The organism is Levilactobacillus fujinensis (genome assembly GCF_003946335.1).
Lineage (GTDB): Bacteria > Bacillota > Bacilli > Lactobacillales > Lactobacillaceae > Levilactobacillus > Levilactobacillus fujinensis.
In genome coordinates this window covers 116,292-136,356 of record NZ_RHNX01000001.1, presented here as the reverse complement: position 1 = coordinate 136,356, position 20,065 = coordinate 116,292, and the positions used below count along the sequence as shown (strand labels likewise).

21 protein-coding genes are annotated in these 20,065 nt (G+C 47.1%); 18 read left to right on the top strand and 3 right to left on the bottom strand.

The features are described 5' to 3' along the window. Positions 1–145 precede the first annotated feature (145 nt). The 11 genes from EKM89_RS00600 (at position 146) to EKM89_RS00550 (ending at position 10,183) form a co-directional block, all read left to right on the top strand. Complete coding sequence (locus EKM89_RS00600) at positions 146–1,009, top strand: aldo/keto reductase (RefSeq protein WP_125685214.1); 864 nt, start codon at positions 146–148, stop codon at positions 1,007–1,009. 27 nt (positions 1,010–1,036) lie between these two features. Continuing rightward, positions 1,037–1,702: a flavodoxin family protein gene (locus EKM89_RS00595; protein ID WP_125685213.1), complete on the top strand. Its 666-nt coding sequence runs from the start codon at positions 1,037–1,039 to the stop codon at positions 1,700–1,702. 114 nt (positions 1,703–1,816) lie between these two features. Further along, a complete protein-coding gene (locus EKM89_RS00590) occupies positions 1,817–3,298 on the top strand; it encodes an MFS transporter (RefSeq protein WP_191988735.1) in 1,482 nt (493 codons plus the stop codon). A gap of 48 nt (positions 3,299–3,346) precedes the next feature. After that, a complete protein-coding gene (locus EKM89_RS00585) occupies positions 3,347–3,940 on the top strand; it encodes a TetR/AcrR family transcriptional regulator (RefSeq protein ID WP_125685211.1) in 594 nt (197 codons plus the stop codon). A 373-nt stretch (positions 3,941–4,313) separates the two neighbouring features. Further along, on the top strand, positions 4,314–5,075 hold the full coding sequence (locus EKM89_RS00580; RefSeq protein WP_225421776.1) for a carboxymuconolactone decarboxylase family protein: 762 nt from the start codon (positions 4,314–4,316) through the stop codon (positions 5,073–5,075). Continuing rightward, complete coding sequence (locus EKM89_RS00575) at positions 5,075–5,632, top strand: DapH/DapD/GlmU-related protein (protein ID WP_125583891.1); 558 nt, start codon at positions 5,075–5,077, stop codon at positions 5,630–5,632. The genes EKM89_RS00580 and EKM89_RS00575 overlap by 1 nt, the downstream gene beginning before the upstream one ends. 298 nt (positions 5,633–5,930) lie before the next feature. Next, positions 5,931–7,514 carry a cation:proton antiporter gene (locus EKM89_RS00570; protein WP_125685209.1) on the top strand — a complete coding sequence of 528 codons (1,584 nt, stop codon included), beginning with the start codon at positions 5,931–5,933 and terminating at the stop codon, positions 7,512–7,514. Positions 7,515–7,766: 252 nt separating this feature from the next. Next, positions 7,767–8,108: a cyclophilin-like fold protein gene (locus EKM89_RS00565; protein ID WP_125583889.1), complete on the top strand. Its 342-nt coding sequence runs from the start codon at positions 7,767–7,769 to the stop codon at positions 8,106–8,108. Between the two features lie 107 nt (positions 8,109–8,215). Continuing rightward, the gene (locus tag EKM89_RS00560; RefSeq protein ID WP_125685208.1) at positions 8,216–8,839 is read left to right on the top strand and encodes an NAD(P)H-binding protein; all 624 of its coding nucleotides are present in this window, start codon (positions 8,216–8,218) and stop codon (positions 8,837–8,839) included. 16 nt (positions 8,840–8,855) lie between these two features. Further along, positions 8,856–9,695 (top strand): SDR family oxidoreductase, encoded by an 840-nt coding sequence (locus EKM89_RS00555; RefSeq protein WP_125685207.1) that lies wholly within the window; start codon positions 8,856–8,858, stop codon positions 9,693–9,695. Between the two features lie 125 nt (positions 9,696–9,820). Next, on the top strand, positions 9,821–10,183 hold the full coding sequence (locus EKM89_RS00550; protein WP_125583886.1) for a nuclear transport factor 2 family protein: 363 nt from the start codon (positions 9,821–9,823) through the stop codon (positions 10,181–10,183). Between the two features lie 144 nt (positions 10,184–10,327). On the opposite strand, the gene EKM89_RS00545 is transcribed toward EKM89_RS00550, so the two are convergent. After that, positions 10,328–10,966: an NAD(P)-dependent oxidoreductase gene (locus EKM89_RS00545; protein WP_125685206.1), complete on the bottom strand. Its 639-nt coding sequence runs from the start codon at positions 10,964–10,966 to the stop codon at positions 10,328–10,330. 265 nt (positions 10,967–11,231) lie between these two features. Here EKM89_RS00545 and EKM89_RS00540 point away from each other — a divergent pair, with 265 nt between their 5' ends. The 3 genes from EKM89_RS00540 to EKM89_RS00530 all read left to right on the top strand — a co-directional run bounded on the left by EKM89_RS00540 (position 11,232) and on the right by EKM89_RS00530 (position 13,810). Further along, the gene (locus EKM89_RS00540; protein ID WP_125685205.1) at positions 11,232–12,107 is read left to right on the top strand and encodes a LysR family transcriptional regulator; all 876 of its coding nucleotides are present in this window, start codon (positions 11,232–11,234) and stop codon (positions 12,105–12,107) included. A 400-nt stretch (positions 12,108–12,507) separates the two neighbouring features. Continuing rightward, positions 12,508–12,873, top strand: a complete 366-nt coding sequence (locus tag EKM89_RS00535) for a MerR family transcriptional regulator (protein ID WP_125685204.1) — start codon at positions 12,508–12,510, stop codon at positions 12,871–12,873. Between the two features lie 73 nt (positions 12,874–12,946). After that, positions 12,947–13,810 carry an aldo/keto reductase gene (locus EKM89_RS00530; protein ID WP_225421775.1) on the top strand — a complete coding sequence of 288 codons (864 nt, stop codon included), beginning with the start codon at positions 12,947–12,949 and terminating at the stop codon, positions 13,808–13,810. Between the two features lie 188 nt (positions 13,811–13,998). Here the strand turns inward: EKM89_RS00530 and EKM89_RS00525 are convergent, their stop codons facing one another. Then, positions 13,999–14,232 (bottom strand): AbrB/MazE/SpoVT family DNA-binding domain-containing protein, encoded by a 234-nt coding sequence (locus EKM89_RS00525; protein WP_125685203.1) that lies wholly within the window; start codon positions 14,230–14,232, stop codon positions 13,999–14,001. A 157-nt stretch (positions 14,233–14,389) separates the two neighbouring features. Between EKM89_RS00525 and EKM89_RS13965 the strand changes: the two genes are divergently transcribed. Then, the gene (locus tag EKM89_RS13965) at positions 14,390–14,539 is read left to right on the top strand and encodes a hypothetical protein (RefSeq protein ID WP_164510460.1); all 150 of its coding nucleotides are present in this window, start codon (positions 14,390–14,392) and stop codon (positions 14,537–14,539) included. A gap of 154 nt (positions 14,540–14,693) precedes the next feature. On the opposite strand, the gene EKM89_RS00520 is transcribed toward EKM89_RS13965, so the two are convergent. Beyond that, complete coding sequence (locus EKM89_RS00520; RefSeq protein ID WP_125685202.1) at positions 14,694–16,604, bottom strand: ABC transporter ATP-binding protein/permease; 1,911 nt, start codon at positions 16,602–16,604, stop codon at positions 14,694–14,696. A gap of 321 nt (positions 16,605–16,925) precedes the next feature. Here EKM89_RS00520 and EKM89_RS00515 point away from each other — a divergent pair, with 321 nt between their 5' ends. The 3 genes from EKM89_RS00515 (at position 16,926) to EKM89_RS00505 (ending at position 19,931) form a co-directional block, all read left to right on the top strand. Next, the gene (locus EKM89_RS00515) at positions 16,926–17,504 is read left to right on the top strand and encodes a TetR/AcrR family transcriptional regulator (RefSeq protein WP_125685201.1); all 579 of its coding nucleotides are present in this window, start codon (positions 16,926–16,928) and stop codon (positions 17,502–17,504) included. A 302-nt stretch (positions 17,505–17,806) separates the two neighbouring features. After that, positions 17,807–18,382: a PadR family transcriptional regulator gene (locus EKM89_RS00510; RefSeq protein ID WP_125685200.1), complete on the top strand. Its 576-nt coding sequence runs from the start codon at positions 17,807–17,809 to the stop codon at positions 18,380–18,382. Continuing rightward, positions 18,375–19,931, top strand: a complete 1,557-nt coding sequence (locus EKM89_RS00505) for an MFS transporter (RefSeq protein ID WP_125685199.1) — start codon at positions 18,375–18,377, stop codon at positions 19,929–19,931. The genes EKM89_RS00510 and EKM89_RS00505 overlap by 8 nt, the downstream gene beginning before the upstream one ends. Positions 19,932–20,065: the final 134 nt, after the last annotated feature.

Below are 20,065 nucleotides of genomic sequence, written 5' to 3'. Positions count from 1 at the left end.
CTGCCAGCAAATTTTTATTTGCGACTAGTAAAGATGAAGAGACTTCAAAAGCCGGAACGGTCCATTTGACAAAAATGACTTGAAGTCATAATATGTGTCCCAGCATAAGAAATGACTTCGAGTCATATTTTAAGGAGAGATGGAAATGGACTATAGAACGTTAAATAATGGCGTCAAAATGCCTATGATTGGGTTAGGTGTCTTTCGGATAACGGATGTCGCTGAATGTGAAGAAGCGGTGTACCAGGCCTTAAAGCAGGGATACCGCTACATTGATACGGCAACGGCTTATGAGAATGAAGAAGCCGTTGGTCGCGGGATTCGGCGAGCCGGGACTCCCCGTGATGAGCTATTCATTGCGACAAAATTGTGGCTAACGGATGCGAACTATGAGGATGCCAAGCTGGGCTTTGAGAGTTCACTAAGACGTTTGGGATTGGACTACATTGATTTGTACATTATTCATCAACCGTACAATGATTATTACGGTGCTTGGCGGGCGATGGAAGAGTTGTATCAAGCCGGGAAGATTAAGGCACTGGGTGTCGATAATTTCCGTCAAGATCGCTTAGCCGATTTTATTCAATTCAATGACATCAAGCCCCAAGTAAATTACTTGGAGACCCACCCGTTCTATCAACGGCAAGATGAGCTAGACTATTTAAACAGCCAGGATATTTTGCAAGTCGCTTGGTCACCATTTGCGGCCGGTCAGTTTGATATTTTTAACAATCCGACATTGACGGCCATCGCGAAGGTTCATGGCAAGAGCGTCGGGCAAGTTATCTTACGCTGGCTGTTGCAGCGCGGGATTGGGTCAATTCCTAAGACGAGCCATCTGGATAGAATGCGTGAAAATCTGGCTGTCTTTGACTTTAACTTGTCGGCGGCTGAGATGGCCCAGATTTCATTGCTAGATGCGAACAAAACTGTGGTTGGCAAACGTGAGACGGCAAAAGGTGTGCTGGCATTCTTTGATGACTTTAAGGACTTGGATACGCGTGCGTAAGGACTTGTTGAAAGGAAGTTGTGAGTTTTGAATAAGCAATCTAACCTAGGTCCAGTCGTTGGGCAGCTAGCGGGAACGGACATCTATGCAAATCAACTACAACGAAAAAATTCTGGTTGGGGCGGTGGTAAATACACACCGTCTGATGGCCAGGACACCAATCGGGCGCAACCGCCAGTAAGAAAGCTAACACCAACGGCCAAAAGCATCGTCATTTACTGGTCACGTTCAGGATCGACGGAATTACTAGCCAGTAAATTGGTGGCGGCCACGGATAGCGATGTGCTTGAAATCACCCTGGCACAGCCATATCCGGCAGATTACATGCAAACCCTTGACCGCGCTAACTTTGAACGGGAGAGTAACACCCCGCCAGAGCTACAGTTGAGGCTGCCGGATTTGAGCCAATATGAGACGGTTTATCTGGGCTTCCAGACCTGGGCAATGACGCTTAGTCAGCCAATGAAGGCATTTTTAACTGACTTTGGGGATGCGCTGGCTGGCAAAAAGGTTGCCCCCTTTGAAACTGAAGGTGGCTATGGTAGTGGAGAGAGTATCCGCGTCATTCAAAATATTTTAGGGACGAAGGGTGTTGGCAAGGTCTCACTAACCGTACCCTTGGTGATTGATGGTAATCGGGTAGATGAAGCTGATGATGAGGTAGCTGCGTGGTTAACGCGAATAGCCAAATAATCAGGTTGCGCCTATCCCGATGAAAGAAAGTGGGATTAAACAAGTGATGCACTAGGTATGACTGAAGGCCATATTTAGTGCATCTATTTATGAAGTTATGAAGGGATGATAAAGTTGAATCGAAATAAAAAACTGATCGTCACGTTTGCCTTAATTCTATCAAACGGGATGGTTGGTTTAGATGGCACGATTGTGAACACGGCATTGCCAGCCATTATTAGTGACCTCCATGGACTACAGTATATGGGCTGGATCATTGCGATTTTTCTCTTAGGCATGGCAATTTCGACGCCCCTATGGAGTAAATTCGGTGAGCGTCAAGGAAACAAGCTGGCATACATGGCCGGAACTGGACTCTTTGCTGTGGGTGCCCTCTTGCAGGGAATTGCGCCCAACATTGTTTGGTTTATTATGGCACGGGGCCTAATGGGCATCGGTGCCGGTGGGATGAATACGATTCCCTTTATTATTTATGCGCAGATATTTAATAACCTGAAGCGCCGTGCACAAGTGATTGGTATTGCGACCGCTAGCTTTAGCACGGCTTCTATCATTGGGCCGCTAGTTGGTGGCTGGTTAGTCGATGCTTTCAGCTGGCACTGGGTCTTTTTCCTGAATTTACCAATCGCTGTGCTATCGATTTTGTTAGTGGCAGTCTATTTGAAATTAGATGAACGCTTAAACCGTGCATCTGTTGATTATAAGGGTGCTACCTTGATGATTTTAGGATTGTCGCTGATTCTAGTTGGCATCCAATTGTTAGGGACGACATCGATTTGGATGACGATTGGTTTAGTTGCGGTGGGGATACTCGTTCTGCTTGGCATGGGGCGGGTTGAGGCGTACGCTGCAGATCCAATCATTCCAAGTCGGCTATTTAAAAATTCTAAATTAGTGATTGATTTTACATTATTTTCCATCCTGTGGGGCGCGTTCGTGGCGTTCAATATTTATATTCCTATGTGGGCACAGGGAATTCTGGGATTAACGGCGCTGGTTGGTGGGATGACACAGATTCCCGGGTCAATTACGAACTTCATGGGTTCTGAGATTGGGCCACTGTACCAGCATAAATTAGGTCGTTATGGCATTATCAGTCTTGGCACGGGGGCGTTTTTGATTGCGTTTCTAGGGATGGTACTAGCGGGCAACCATGCTAATTATTGGTTTTTGCTAGTCATGGGCGCTTTTGAAGGTCTGGGTCTCGGATTGTGTTTCAACGTTCTACAAGTAGCTGTTCAAGACGATGCGGGCATTAAAGACGTGCCGATTGCGACGTCGTTTGCTTATCTGGTACGGATCTTAAGCCAGACGTTTATGTCCTCAATTTATGGGGTTATTTTAAATCAAGCGCTAAACTCCGGGGTTAAAGCGTCTCATGGACAGGTGACGATGGGCATGCTGAATAAGTTGAGCAATTCACAGGTGGTGGGTGAACTCCCACAGGCACTGCTCCCAACCATGCGGCAGATTATGTATAACGGGCTTCATTACATTATGCTGACCGCTCTCGGGTTAGTCCTGGTGGTCGTCATTATTTTAGTGATAATTTATGTGCGTTTGCTACGACGGCATGCTAGTCTGATTAGGGAGTAACAGCGGATTGATGCTGTCCAGTTAGGATAAAGGAAATGGTGATTGGAAATGACTAAACGCGATGAAAATGCCAAAACAACTCGCCGGAAATTATTGGATGCGGCCGACCAATTGATTGTTGAGCGGGGCTATGAAAATGTTTTTGTGGAGGATATTACGACGGCCAGTGGCGTGGCTAAGGGAACCTTTTACAATTATTTTCCTAAAAAAGAAGATATCATTGGTGAATTAGAACGAGAACATTTCAGTCAACTGAATGCACAAATCAATGAGATTTCAGATGAACTGACGCCGGCCGCAAACATTTCAGCATACTTGGCTAACTTTATGCAGATTACGGCGGCGGCAGGGGTAGAACGTGCCCGTGGCTGGATTCGCTTTGTGGCAGTTCCTAATTCTCCCGATGACAAATGGACGTATGATTTTGGAAAAGTTAGTGAGTTGTTGACCCAATTAATTCAGCACGGACAACTAGAGAAAGAGACCCCTGTGGAAATGATTGCACAAGTATTATCCATGCAATTGTATGGGGTGATATTCTCTTGGGTGATGAATAAAAGCATCGACCCGCAGAAGGCAATTCAAAATTTTTGTGCGACACTGGTCGAACCACTCATTCAGCCATACATTACCGCCGTATAATTGTGAGTTGAGCTGACTACCTTGTCGTAAAAAGAGCTGTTAGCCCAATGACTAACAGCTCATCGCCCGTGCATGAAATTGGTGACAGTCTGGTGACAGGTTGAAACTGGTTGCTGGTTCCGAATGGCCGACGATTCTCAAAGAATGCGGGGAACTAGCGGCTTCTGGTTACCTCTGGGGATGCCTAGAGAGTGGCGTAGAGGCCTCGGGGGGCGCATTCTTTTTCGGAAAAGTGAATAAGATCGTTGAGTTGACGCCATTCTTATGGGGCGTCTTTTCTTTTGGAGCAAATTTAAAAAAAGTCTTGCCTTGAAGTAACTGCAAGGGACTATTCTGATTCTATTGAACGAGAAATCGGAAAGGAAGCTATTTGATGCCTAATAAAATTGCGCAACAGAATCATGATGAGATGTTCCCTAATCACAAGTCAACGTTAAAACAGACCGATCCAGAATTTATCGATCTCTTTGATAATTTTGCGTTTGATGAGGTCTTACAGCACAGCCACCTGGAAACGAAGCTCCGGTTGAAAGTGACGCTGGCATCCTTAATCGCCATGCAGTGCCTGAATGAATACAAAGCAATGGTGACGGCCGCCTTAAATGTTGGCGTAACGCCGATTGAGATTAAAGAAATTGTGTATCAAGCGGTTCCTTACGCTGGACTGGGAAAAGTTTTTGATTTTTTGTATGGCACTAATGACGTTTTTCAGGCTAAAGGTATGCAATTACCAGTAGAACCACAAAGTACGACGACGCCGGAAACACGCGCGGAGAAGGGATTAGCTACTGCTCGTCAGATTGTGGGTGACAGTGTTGATCAGATGCTGGCGACAGCGTCGAGCAATCAAAAACACTTCGCAACCTTCCTAGCTGATAATTGCTTTGGTGATTTCTACACTCGGACTGGGTTAGATAAGCAGACTAGAGAACTATTGACCTTTTCAATGCTAATTTCTATGGGTGGTGCAGATCCACAAGTTCGCGGCCATATCAGCGCCAATCAAAACGTGGGCAACAGTAAGCAACAATTACTGGATGTCATCACGGTATTATTGCCTTTCATTGGGTACCCACGGACATTGACCGCATTGAAGTTAGTCAACGAAGTTATGTCAGAAAAGGAGAATCAGTAATGACTATTTTTGAAGATCTCCGTCAGGGAAAGACGATCGATATTCGTGACGCGCAGTATCAAAAAGAAGTTCATGGTGAAATTGATCGGTGCAACGACTTGTGTTATGAAATTAATGCGACGCGTCCAAGTAATCGTGAAAAAATTGTGGCGCTAGAAAATGATTTGTTACACGGCCAAATGCAGAATGGTACTTTCTTCACGCCACCAATGTATATTGATTGTGGTAACCGCGTAAACTTAGGCAAAAATGTTTACGCAAATCATAATCTGACGATGATGTCTGTCGGAACGATTACGATTGATGATGGCGTGATGATGGGGCCAGGGGTTGGATTATTTACGGACAACCATGAGCCCAACAATATCCGGATGATTAGCACGAAAGAAATTCACATCAAAAAGAATGCCTGGCTAGGCGCACGGGTCAATGTGGCGCCAGGAGTGACGATTGGTGAGAACGCCATTATTGGCACCGGGGCAGTCGTTACCAAAGACATCCCCGACAATGCAGTAGCTGTTGGTGTACCCGCCAAAGTAATCAAGTATACGAAGTAGATACTGATACCTTTCCCGCGTCGAAATGACGGACAGTATTATCGGGTGTGAGCGCAACTAATTTTAACCAGGTCGGCACTTTCTAGGAAATTCTGAGAGTGCCAGTTTTGCCTGATGTCGGGTTAATGCTATTCTATTTTTAGTGGGCTTGTTTACGAATTTTTTGACGATACGTCATTACTATAAAAAAATGCTTAATTCTAGAAACGAATCGGCTGGTGGTAGGAAACCGGCATATTAATAGCAGGGTGACCATTTGAGACCGGTCACTCTTTTTGCTAATCAGGAGGTTGGAAAGATGGAGCTGTTTACCTCAACTTTTGTTTTGTTAGTTACCGTAGCAATCGCTAACATAGTGGCGCAGTGGGTTCCGCAAATTTCTAAGACATACTTAGCGCTGTTGGCAGGTGTTATTGTGGGGCTAGTACCAGCACTGGACCAGTTGGTATTAAGCTTTGAAAATGAAATTTTTATGATTTTAATTTTAGCACCACTTCTATTTTTTGAGGGGCAGGTTACCCCGATACTTAAGGTTAGTAGGGGTTTTTCAAGTATCTTGGGCACGGCCTTTGTGCTGGCGATTGGATCAGCTGTTGTGGCAACAGTAGGTATCCACTGGACGTTAGCAACAAGTTTTCCCCTAGCTTTAGTGATGGTAGCAATCAGTACGCCAACCGACGCCACGGCCTTCGAATCCGTCGTGACTGGTCGAAAGTTTAGTGCGCGTCTCGGCAATCAACTGAAAATGGAGTCGTTATTTAACGATGCAACCGGTCTGGTTTTATTGCAAGCGGGGTTATTGTGGTGGCAAACCCGTCAGCTATCTTTGGGTCAAAACGTTGGCCGACTATTATTCTCAGCTGTTGGTGGTGCGATTGTCGGCATGGTGCTGGCTTTCGGATTAATGCTTTTCCGTCAGGCCCTGGTTCGTAGCGAAGCAAACGTAATTTCTTCGCAGACATTAATCTACCTGTTGACGCCAGTTATTATTTATCTGGTTGCGGAAAAATTAGCTGTATCCGGCATTATTGCCGTGGTTGTCGCGGGGCTGGTACATAACAGTGAGGCCAATGGGAGTCGATTTACAGCATCGCGGCAGATGTATTTTGGGACGGAATTAATGAATTTTGTAGTAGAGATTCTAAATGGTGGTGTCTTCGTGATTCTGGGCATTAGTTTAGAGCGAATCGTGCGGGAACAGCACCAACAGATGGTCGTTTCACTGAATTGGTTTTGGCTGGGATTGGCTATTTATGGGTTCTTGTTGGTCAGCCGATTCATCTATGCCTACTTTTTTGTTGCCGGCAAGCAGGTCAAGGATAGCTGGCTCTTTGCGTTCGGCGGTGTTCACGGAACAGTGACCTTGGCCATGACCTTCTCGATTACGGGTTTAATACCGACGACACAATTCCAACAGGTTATTTTAGTAGAAACTGTGGTCATTATTGCCAGCATGTTGGTACCTACGTTAGTGTTCAAATGGCTCTTACCTCGAGACGGTGATGTGCTCAGCAAACCCGTCCTCTTGGCCCAAATTCGTGAGCAAATGACCGCTGTGGGGATTGCGCGTGTAGAGAAATTGCAACTCAATTCGGAAATCAAAGTAACGGTCATTTATGACCTGCAGGATCAAAATAAGACCAATCCATTACCGTTGTTCTTACGACGCTGGCGTGGGATTACCAATCATCATGAGGCGGTCAGTATTTTGCAAAGCCGTGATCAGCGCTGGGCAATGATGCAGGCCTTTGCTAGTGAACGGGCTTTTCTGGCCGAACAAGCACGACAGCATGTGGTTGATGTGAGCTTACTCCACGATATTTATACGGAAGTTTTGATGGCTGAAGCATTGGTAGTGGATCCCTATAGTCGGTTGGTTTAGCAATCAGCCGAGGGTTAAACGCCGAATGGGCGTCCAGGGAGCAACGCTGATCAATGGTGAGGATGGTTACTGGGCCGAAATTGTCAGCTCGTTCATATAACCAATCTTTAGTATGGATGTCGGTTTTTGCTGTGATTGCGTTGCTTTTCGCGATTGGTATTGTGAAAGGTGAAAAAAATTGTAAAAGGTCTTGCCTTGCAGTAACTTCAAGGCGGTAAGATGAGCTATATTAACTGATAGGCGGTGATTTGTATGAAATTACGTTATCAAGAAGAGAGCTTTCCACTGGTGGTTAACCCGGATTTTGAAAAGCAGGTGCTACTGAAATTGCCTTTAACCCTGACTTTTAAGTTAAATGGGGGTCATGAATATTTTGGCCAATTGCCAACGACCATTGACTACTCGGCGGATTTAACCGGAAAGGTAGCAGCTGGTGGTATTTACTTTTTCCAGGATTGGCAGGCCTTTTCATTGAATTTTGGTGATCAAGATATTTCGCCGTACCAAGTTAGCCGACTAGGTAGTTTCCCGACTGAGTTTTTACCAATTTTGCAGAAGAAAACGGACAGCTTAGAGCTAACGTTGATTGAATAACGCGCGGCGACTGGTACTGAATCTTAGAGATTGAAAAATTGAAATTTATTTTGTCAGTGTACTTGCCTTGCAGTTACTTCAAGGTTGTAGACTAAGGCTATTCAAAGATGAAGTGGAGAAATTTCATTATGACAAACGTTTTAATTATTGGAGCAACGGGTTCTGTGGGTAGCGTGACTCGGCGGTATTTTCTGGCTAATACGGATGATCAGTTAACGTTAATGGCACGGAATACTGGCCGCTTGGGGCAGTTGCGTGCTGACCGTGAACGGGCAATTACCGGTAGTGTGACTGACAGTGCTGCTCTACAGGAAGCCTTGGCTGATCAAGACGTGGTTTTTGCTGCTTTGAGTGGTAACTTAGCGGGGATGGCCAAGAGTTTAGTGACGGCCATGGATCAGGCAGATGTTAAACGACTATTGTTCGTTGCCTCAATGGGTATTTATAATGAAATTCCAGCTAGTGTCGGTGGCGGGAACCTTGCAGAAAATCCTATGTTACAAGGGTATCGGAATGCTGCCGATGTCGTCGAAGCTTCAGATTTAAACTACACGGTGATTCGGCCAGGTTGGTTTGATAATGGCACTGATACGGATTATGAAGTGACAGAAAAAGGCGAACCATTCGGTGGGCACGATGTCTCACGTAAGAGTATTGCCGACTTGGTTGTCCGGTTAGCCCACGATACCACGATGGGCACGCGAAACAGTTTGGGAATCAATCGGAAATAAAAAGGAGATCAGACTGATGGAAAATAAAACTTGGTTAATTACGGGTGTTAGCAGTGGCTTTGGTCACGCAATGACGGAACAACTTTTGGCACAAGGTAAGACGGTCATTGGTACGGTTCGGAATGCAGCTAAGGTACAAGACTTAGTGAACCAATACCCAGACACATTTGTGAGCAAGTCATTGGATGTGACGGATGTTGCGGCCATTCATCATTTAGTTGATGAATTAACGCAAAACTATCAAATTGACGTGTTGGTTAACAACGCGGGTTATGGCTTGTTCGGTGCGGCTGAAGAATTAAGCGATGCTGAAGTGAACCAGATTATTGCGACCGACTTAACGGGCTCAATCCAAATGGTCCGTGCGATTTTACCAAGTATGCGGGCGCAAGGTCATGGACGCTTGATTCAAATTTCTTCATACGGTGGTCAAGTAGCCTTTCCTGGGAACTCAATGTATCACGCGGCTAAGTTTGGGATTGAAGGTTTCATGGAAGCCGTCGCCCAAGAAGTTGCTAGTTTTAACATTGGTGTCACGATTGTTGAGCCTGGTGGTGCGCGGACTGAGTTCCGTTATGGCAGTGCGCAGGTTGCGAACTTCTTGCCAGCCTATGAAGGTAATCCGGCACATGCATTCCAAAAGATGCTTGATCCAGCCAATGGTCTTGCTCCCGGAGACCCGGTACGGATGGCCAGTCGAATCGTTGAAAGTGTTGATCAAGAACCAGCACCTCTACGAATGGTCTTGGGTTCTCAAGCGCTTGAGAATACGATTTCCACGCTGGAAAAGCGCGTTGCTGATTTTAAACAGCAGACTGATTTGGCAGCGTCAACGGACTTTCCTGCCGGGGAGTAGTATTTAAGATTTAAATGACGTGGTATGTAAAAAATGGTCGTGTCTTTGTGGAAGACCGTGGATAAGATGTTTTGATCTTATGAAGTAACTAATGAGACATTGTTAACTGAAGGAGGATTCCGAAGATGGATGAGGAATTACGAAAACTCTATCGTGACTATAATACTGTGATGGCGGCTGATGACACGGTGAGGTTAGGCAAGTTGTTAGCACCAGATTTTACGCTGACGCATATGACGGGCTACGTGCAGCCCAAGGTTGAATGGTTACAGGAATTACAACAGGGAACGATGCATTATTATTCTTCTGTAGAAGATCAGATCAGTCTGCGAGAGACGAGCCACGGCTGGCACATCATTGGACAAAGTCGTGTGGTTGCCAGTATTCACGGCAGCGCAAAGACTGAATGGCCACTGAATACAGATCTCTACGTTCAACGTATAAATGGTCAGTGGCAAATTATGAGTGCGGTGGTAACGACGTATTAAAGTGGCACTGTGTACTGATGTAGGTGAGACTGTCTCAAAGCCGATTCTGGCTATGGTGAATGAGTCATGCTTCTTGAAAAATCCGACAATAGCTTAAAAAATACGGTTAGCCCTAACAACCAGGGATCAACCGTATTTTTTAGACTACGCTTCGCCACCAACCAAGGTGATGCGTTGGCGAATATAAGTGTTTTGTTCGATAATATCCAGCATCCCCGTGGCGTAGTCGGCATAGCTAATGTAACTATCCGCGTCAGATTTTGCTAAATAATTTTCGCCGTCCACGTGGTAAACGCCAGTGGCTGCCCCATCGGCATCGTAGTTGAAAGCCGGTGTGACGTAGGTCCAAGCCAAATTGGAGTACGAACGTAACCGACTTAAGCTGGCAACCAACGCATCGGCTAGGGGTAACCAATCGGCTGGATAGTCCGCGCGGTCCTTCAGCATTTTGGTGTGATCCGCGTTGATGTAGAGGGTGCCGGCGCCGCCAACCTTCAGGTAGCGCGTCTCAGTTCCGGATAGAATCTGTGCCAGGTGAGAGAGACCCGTGGTGTGAATGGCAAATGTTTCCGGTGTCCAAGCACTAACGGCGTCAACAACAGCCTCGACACCGGCTAAATCAGTCGCGGTTAGATCCATTAAATCCTTAATGAGCAGATTGTCGTAAGTGACGTCATCGTGTTGACGATGGGCAATGGCGAGGACAGAATGACCACGTTTCGTGGCTTCTTGAATCAGTGCCCGCCCGGTTTTTCCGTAGGCACCAATGACAGCAATTTTCATGATAAAACTTCCTTTCGGTTGGGGAGTAGCAAAATAAGTTGCTAACAGCGTTGTTTGTTCCGACTATGACTAGCGTAAAGAAAATTGCTAGGTAGCCTGCCGTTCCTTTAAGAACAAGGATTAGCATACGCGCCACGACGGGAGAATAAAAATGCTTATCGTACATGTTCACGATACATAAAACGTATATCTATCAAACTGTGATAAAATTAATGTAAATATTTAAGCGCTGACAAGGCGTAAATACGGGAAAGAAGTGTTGGTCATGGATGTCCGGGTACTGAACTATTTCTTGATGACAGCAAGAGAGGAAAACGTGACACGAGCGGCGGCATTGCTTCATTTAACGCAACCAACTTTGTCACGACAATTAAAATCCTTGGAAGAAGAGCTGGGCGTTGAGTTGTTTCGCCGCAGTAATCACAGCATCTATTTGACGAGAGAGGGACTTTTGTTCCGGCAACGCGCACAGGATTTGGTGAACATGCTAGAGCGTGCACGCGAGGAATTACAGCAGACTGAGGAATTGGCGGGAACGATTGCCATTGGGTGTAGCGAGCTGCAGAGTATGGAAGAAGTCGCAGACCTCATCGACCGGTTTCAGCAGGAACATCCGAAAGTGAAATTCGCCCTCCACAGCGGTAATAACGATGATATCAAAGGGTGGATTGAACAGGGGACAATTGATCTGGGCCTCTTGATTGAGCCTGTGGAAATCGGCAAGTATGATTTCGTGCGGATGACAGCTAAAGAAGAGTGGGGAATTCTCGCGCACGAGGATTCTAAGTTTGCGTCCTATGAGGCGATTCATCCTGGTGATCTCGTGGGTACCCCGGTGATTACTATCCTGGATAAGGTTGTTCAAAATGAGTTGGCCAATTGGTCCGGTGAGTATGCGGCTAAAATGGGGAACAAGGCCCGCTACAATCTGGTTTACAACGCTGCGATGCTCGCGCAGCGAAACCATGGGGTTGTAATTTGTTTAAAGCTGAATCAACACTTTGATCATCTAGTCTACGTACCGCTAGTGCCCAAGCTGACGTTGAATTCTGTGTTGGCTTGGCGGGGGCAGCAGCCGCACGCTCAAGTAACGACAGCTTTTATTCGATTTGTACGGGAAGAGAAGATGCAGAAGAATTAAGTGATAAGAATGGGACAAAAGGCGATTAGCTGGTGAGCATTAAGGCTGATAACCGAATAATCCTGGGATTGGATTGTTTGGTTATCAGTTTTAAGCGGAGTCAGCTGCCTTTTGTTCCACGGTTCAGCACTGTAAATTCGGAGATACCAAAGGAGCCTGGGGTTTTGTCCCAGGCTTTTGTTTTACAAGAAATACATGAAATGAATAACTAATGAGTCAAAATAAGCATTTAACATATCAGCTGAAGGGCGATACACTATTGTCATCAACTTAGGAAATGCGATGGCGGTAATCAATATGCAAGCTAAAGCAGTCGTCATGAATGATTATGGAGACAGTTCAGTCTTAGAGGAAAGGACCCTGAAATTTTGGGATGACAAAATTAGTGAGGTGAGGGCAATTGGATCGGCACACGATAAAAGCAACCTATCAGTTGTCTGATCAAGTTTTAAACGATTACGATACCTGGATAAGGCGTGATGAGACTGGACCTGCTAAACGGCAATACGGCGACACTGATCTTGTCTACCTGCAAACCATTGCGGCACTTTACACGATGGGGTTTACGGCAGAAGAGGTAGCAACTTACCTGCAATTTGACGAGCGGGATCAACGGACAACGGCACAACGGTTAAGGCTATTGACGCGCAAACGAAAGGAAAGGCTGGCCGAGATTCATCAGTGTGAAAGCCAGGTGGCAGCGATTGATTACCTACGCTTTCACTTGAACGCTGGTAGTCAGAATGTACATGATCGAACACAATAGTGGCAACAAGTGTCCGTCGTTAGATATGTTTCAACAGTTTTCAATTAAAACGGAAAAGGATTAGGTGATTAAAATGGATATGACAGCAACTTACACGTTAAACAATGGTTACAAGATTCCAGTCGTTGGCTTTGGCACCATCATTCCCGATGGCCCGGATACGGTAAAGGCTGTTAAGGATGCCATCAAGAGCGGCTACCGGTTGATTGATACGGCAGAGGCTTATGGCAACGAAGTTAGTGTCGGCCAAGGCATTCGTGAAGCCATAGTCGAAAATGGCCTGCAACGGTCGGATGTGCTGGTCAGCACCAAGGCTTGGTTCACGCACCGGGGCTATGAGGGCACGGTTAAGGCTTTCAACGATTCCTTGGCACGATTAGACTTGGACTATGTGGACGTCTACCTGATTCATTGGCCAGCCAATGCCAAATGGCACGATGACTGGCGTGAGCTGAACGCAGATACTTGGCGCGCGTTGGAGGATCTCTACAAGGCTGGCAAAATCAAGGCGATTGGTGTTTCTAACTTCTTGGATCATCACTTACAAGCGTTGATTGAGGATACTGAGATTAAGCCAATGCTGGACCAAATCGAGTACCACCCCGGTTTTGCCCAAACGGCTACGGCTGAATTTGCCCAAGCCAATGACATTCAGGTTGAGGCGTGGAGTCCGTTTGGTGGACCCGACAGTAATGTCCTGACGGAAGCGACGGTCAATCAGATTGCGACGAAGTACGGGAAGCAACCGGGCCAAGTAATCTTACGGTGGGTAATTCAAAAGCAGATTATTCCGTTGACGAAGTCCGTGAGCCCGGCACACATGGCAGCGAACTTGGATGACTTTGACTTCAGCTTAACCGACGAAGAGATGGCGGCAATTGATGCAGCCCCATTCAGCGGCGGGATGCAGTTTGATCCGGACACGGCGCAGTCGTAAGGGTGGATTGCAGATATGAATTAAAGATGGCTGATTCCGATTGGAGTCAGCCATCTTTTTATGGGCTCAGAAAAGGGTACACGAAAAAACCGCCATGCCAATTCAGGCACAGTAGTTTTTAGCGCCCCGTTTGGATACGACAGGCATCTCAGTTGCTAGCATTGTACTAACGCACGAGTTTTTAACTGTTAATCTCCGTTTCCTGTGTCACGGTTTCCGTCATCTTGCCAACCAGCAAAGAGTTCGTGAATATCTCTGGGCCGTTTTAGAACTGGCGTGAGGACAATTGACTTATCCTGAATGGTGAGTATGAACTCCTGATCATCCGTCAAATGTAATTGGTTAATCACACTGTTGGGAATGATAACTGCTTGTGAGTTGCCCCATTTTGTTAAATAAACACGCTCATTAATCGCTGCCATGGGTTAGTGCCCCCCACCTTCTCTATTTAGAATGAGTATGGCCGATGTAGATGCAAAACGTAATTGGTTAGCCTTGCAAACCGCTGAACTAGCAATGCCCACAGCACTTGGGTTATAATGACGTCAATAAAAAATCCCAATCAAGGTGGTAGCGACCATGAAATATATAATTTTCACCTGTGAGCTAATCGCAATTGGCGCCTGGCTGTTCTTCGGCGCGGCCTTTTCAATCGTCCTGAAAGTCGTGGGCGTGCTGGTCATTATTGGCCTTTCCCAACTGATTCATTCGTGGTTGGGCGCACGTTAGGCTTTGCTGAATACAGAATGAGTTGCACTGATAATTGCCAATAACACCAGTACATTGACGCCATTTTCACGGGGCGTCTTTTCTTTTGGGCCACTTTACCTGATGCCAGCAAAAAGGCCGTGACCTTCGCCACAGCCTAATGCAACCGATACTATTATTCGTATGACAATGCTTCAATCGGATCTAACTTAGCGGCTTTCCGGGCCGGCGCCCAAGCGGCGACCAAACTGATGAGTACGCCGACTAAAATGGCGAAGAGCATGAAGCCAGGAGCGACTTGAATGATCCTGTAGTGCACGAAACCTTTAGCGGCGGCGTTGATTGCGAGTCCCAGTAGCTCTGCAAAGAGGAGGCCGAGCACACTGTACAGGAGGCCTAAAATCATGGCTTCGGAGACGAAGAGTGCTCGAATATCCGCCTTGCGGACGCCTAACGCCCGGAGAATCCCAATTTCCTTGGTTCGGGTACCAACGCTAATGTAGAGCACAACAATAATCATAATAGCGGAAACAATCAGCGAGATGGCGGCAATTCCTGCAAGCACGTAAGAGGCCAGGGCGACGTACTGGTTGATCGTGTTAATGTAGGAACCAACCCCGGTCAACTTATAGTTCAGCTTCTTTGCCTGAGCCTCAAAGGATTTGACGTCTTTGAGTTGGTGGACAGTCACGGCGAGAAAGGTGGGTTTGAGCGTCACGTTCTGGGCCTTCGCCATGTTGGCCACCGTTTGCCAGCTCAGAACGGCCGTGTTACTGGACTTGGTGAAGCCGACCACGTTGACGGCTTTCTTTAACAGGACGGGACGTTGGTGGGCGTCGGTCGCGTTAACGTACACCGTGACCTTTTTACCGAGCAACGCCTGGTAGTGGTGTTTGTTGTATTTCTTAGCGATGTCGCGGCTGAGGACAATCGTGTCGGTGCGCGTCGGATTCTGCCCCTTGATCAGGTTTTTCCGTAAGAATGTCCGATTATAAGTCTGGGAGTAAGAGGTCGTCACGTTGCGGCCGTGGTACTGGACCTGGACGCTGGGCATGAAGAAACCCTTCTCCACGTGGGTGACGTGGCTGAGGTCTTTCAGTTGCGCCATGTCTTTGGCAGTCATTTGCACGGCCGCTGTGTTGCCGTCTTTGACCTTGTGCGTCACCTCGCTGGTGGTCGGGTTCAGATTGCCGCTGATTTCATGGCTGATGTACCCGCCGATGCCCCGGCCGAGTGCCAGCATGAGCACGACGCTGAAGATGCCAACCGCGCCGCCCAACGTAATTAGTAAATTGGTGCCAAAGTTGCGTTGCATATGCTTCAGGGCCATTTGGATGATTGCGCGAAAACGCAAGTGTCGGCTCTTTAACGTGGGACTCTGAGTTGCGTCGCTGTAGGGCATCTTCAGCATTTCATCGCGGTCGAGAATGCCGTGATCCAAATGAACAATTCGCGTACCGTGCGTGGCGACGGCCTGGGAGTGGGTGACGGCGATCACCAGCTTCCCATGAGCGGCAATTTTATCCAGCAATTTTAAAATTTCCTGAGTGTTCTGCTCATCTAAAGCGCCAGTCGGTTCGTCTGCGATAATAATCTGCGGGTCGGTCGCCAAGGCCCGAGCAATCGCCACCCGTTGCTTTTGACCGCCGGAAAGCTGGTTGGGATACACGTTTTCGCGCTTGGCCAGGCCAACTTCGGCCAACAACTGCTGGGCTTTTGCGACTTGATCAGCGTGCGGGAGGGTGGTCATTTCCAGACCGACCAAGACGTTTTCCAGAATCGTGAGGTGACTGATCAGATTGAAAGATTGAAAAATAAAACCGATATTTTCGCGGCGATACTGATCAAGCTCGCGTTCGTTCATCTGGCTGAGTGAGTGCCCGTTAATGCTGACGTCGCCGGTGTAATCGCTATCCAACCCGGCGATGATGTTCATTAGCGTTGACTTGCCGCCGCCGGATTCACCGACAATGGAAACGAACTCGCCGGGACCAAACGTGGCGTTGATACCGTTCAACACGGCCAGCGCAGTGCCGTCCGCTAAGTGATATGACTTGTGAATATTGGTAATCTCTAAAAAATTCATGTAATTCCCCCTGAAATGGTTTGGCCTAACACTGTTAGATTAAGGATAAAAAATTATTTCCTATTCGTATGAGACTGTTTGAACGTGGCATCCATACCTTTTAACGTTACTGCCGTGAAGAAAATACCAACCATGATAATTGAAACCGTAATAATAACAACCATTTGTGACCCCTCCAAATTTAAAATTCATCGGCTAACCTAACACCGTTAGCTTAATGACCATATTCTAACACCGTTAGGCTATCTGTCAAGTCCCCTTGGAAAAAAGTCGTGGTATACTGGTGGCATAAACTAACAACGTTAGATTGGAGACGATGATATGAAACTTGATCGGCAGACGATTCAACTGGCAGCAATTACGTTGCTGAATGAGGAAGGCTTAGAGAAGCTCTCCATGCGTACACTAGCGAAGGCGCTGGATGTGAAGGCCGCCTCGCTTTATTTCCATTTTAAAAATAAAGATGAGTTGATGGAAGGTATCGCTGAGCTGATTTCCGGTCGGATCCGTCAACGTTTGGAAAAGGTACAGAACTGTGACTTTTATCAGTTGGCGCATATTTTGCGTGAAGAGTTGAAGCGGGTGAACGATTCACCCAAAATTTTTGAAAATACCTATCCGTTTACGCCTAACCGAACAAAATTAATTGTGCTGGGCATGAAATTGATGCAGGACTTGGGAGTGGATAAGCAGCATTTGACGGTCGCTGGGAACATGGGGAATAACTTTGTTCTGTCATACGTGGCTGACGAGCAGTATTTTGCCCGGGGCACTCAGCGGCAAATGCCCGCCGAATTCGCGGCGAAGTTTCCCTCACCGATTGATTTAGCCAATCCGGATGAGGCCTTTGATTACGGTTTGGCTGTCTTTATCCGTGGGGTGCAGGCGACGACCAAGTAACGAGGACGTCAGTTGCCAATATATCCAAATAAATTTCTATAACAAATAGCAACGGCAGAGACAATCGTAAGGGGTGTCTCTGCCGTTGCTATTTTAGTTAATCGGTAAAAGCGAGTAGGTGTTGTGGAATGGCTGTCCCTGCGTTATGGGGGATAAGCTATTTTCCCTTCAAGAGCAGGTTGACCACTAACTAACAGCGACGGCATCTTTTTGAAAACGCTGCCACTAATTAAACGTTGACAACCAGTCGAAAAGACCTATACTTAATGAGTCGTTACGACCTATCAACTAGGAGGCAAAAGATGTACGAACTATTAATATTAGGAACCTTGGAATCGCGGAATATGTCCGGTTACAAGCTGGGACAGGTTCTTGAGACCACCTTGGTACCGCGCCGAAAGATTTCTAATGGCGTGATGTATCCCATCTTGAATAAGCTGGCAACGGCCGGTGACATTGTTTTTGTGCCAGCAAAAGAGGATGCACGGGGGAAGCGCCTGGCCCAGATCACCGCACAGGGGCGCGAACATCTTCACCAGATGCTGGTGACCCCAGTTGCCATTGACGCAAAACGCGAGTCACTCTATCATTTTAAATTTAAAGGGATGGCAAGTGAGACCTTGGCCGTTCAACTGCAGATTCTCAATGAATATAAGGCAGCCGTCTTAACGGATTTAGAAATTTATCAACGGGTCTACCTACACTTGCAAGAAAACTTAGCAAAGGCACCGACAAGTCGGATTAATGCCTTGAAATGGGGAATTCGGTCCCTTGAGCTACAAATCGCAGGTAGCGAAACAAAAGTAAAATGGGCCAATCAGCAGTTGGCTGACTTGGGGTCCGCTGACGTAAATGGAGGAGATCATCAAAATGACTAAATCAACTCGAAATTGGATTGGACTAGCGGCCCTTTCCTTAGGGGTCTTCATGGCCTTACTAGACGTCACGATAGTTAACGTGGCGTTGCCGACCATGGTACGTGATTTTAACGAATCATTTAATAATGTGCAGTGGGTGTTAAACGCCTACTCACTGGTGCTGGGAGTGACGTTACTGATTGTTTCTAAGATCGGGGACATGTTTGGATTAAAGCGGATCTTTGTGATTTCTCTGGCCATCTTTGTCTTGGCATCGGCCGTGAATGGGATGGCCCCCAACCTGTTAGTCTTGGACATCGGTCGGGGTGTGCAAGCCCTTGGTGGTGCCGGGATGAATGCGTTGGCTATGGCGCTGGTCGCTGTGAGTTTCAAGGGCAGCAAGCGTGGCGTGGCTCTCGGTATCCTGGGGTCCGTTATCGGGTTATCCTCGGCGTCTGGTCCCCTGGTTGGTGGGTATTTGGTTGCCCAATTTGGCTGGCGGTCGATCTTCTACGTGAACATTCCAATTGGGATTATTGCCATCATTTTAACGTCGATCTATGTTGATGAGGTGCCGGATCTAAGCCGGAATCATCGGATTGATTTTGCTGGAATGGTGCTATCTGCGGGCAGTCTCTTTGCCCTCATCTATGGTTTGATTCTAAAGGAAAATAATCTGGATTGGAGCTGGACGAGTCCTCAGATGCTGGGATGGTTCGGCGCGGCTATTCTGTTCTTTGTGCTCTTTATCGTGGTTGAAGGCCGGCTGAAACAGCCAATGGTCAACTTGGCCATGTTCAAAAATCCACATTTCGTGGGGACGGTCATTGTAGCCTTAGCGCTGGGTGCCGGAATTTATTCCTACAACACGTACCTGACCGCCTTGATGCAAAACTATATGGGCTATTCGGCGCTGCAAGCCGGGGTCCGTCAATTGACGATTAGCATGTGGTCCTTGATTTTAGGACCGCTGACTGGGTATTTAGGCAACCGTTACTCGAAAAAATGGATGATTAGTGGCAGTCTTTTCTTAGGTGGCATTGGCTTTCTCATGCTGGCTAATGCAATGACGGTGAAGGTATCCTTCGCTGAACTATGGCCGGGAATGATCCTGATGGGGATTACAAATGGGATGGTCAATCCCCTCCTGAACAGTACCGGAATGGAAGGTGTACCGGTGCGCGAGATGGGGATGGCCTCTGGTCTGATCAATGTCTTCCGGCAAATTGGGGTGACGTTGGGGATTGTAAGCCTCGGCTTGGTCCAGAACAATGTTTACGAGAAGTACCTCACTGCTCACTTTGGTCAAATCAGTATGCCAAAAGCGGCTGCAACTGGTATTCACAAGGCACTGGTCAGTGCGGGGCCGTTCTCTGGTCACAGCATTGCCTTCAGTGCACGGCTATCGAAGATGCCATTTGGCCATGCCATTCAACAGACCGTATGGCAGGCATACGCCAATGGTACCCGGGCCGTCACACTGACATCGGCGGGGATTGTAGTCGTTGGGGGCATTTGTGCCGCTATCTTTATGCGTAATCGGAAAAGGACAGTCACTGAACAGGATTAAGGTGTTTTCGGCCGGACGAGTTCGTCCGTGCCGATTTTTTTTGCATCGGGTATGGTACTAACTGGAGACCGTAGTAGTTGAAATCGCGGTTTAAAGCCGAAAGCAGCCAGTATGAGGTGAAGTTCTATACCGAG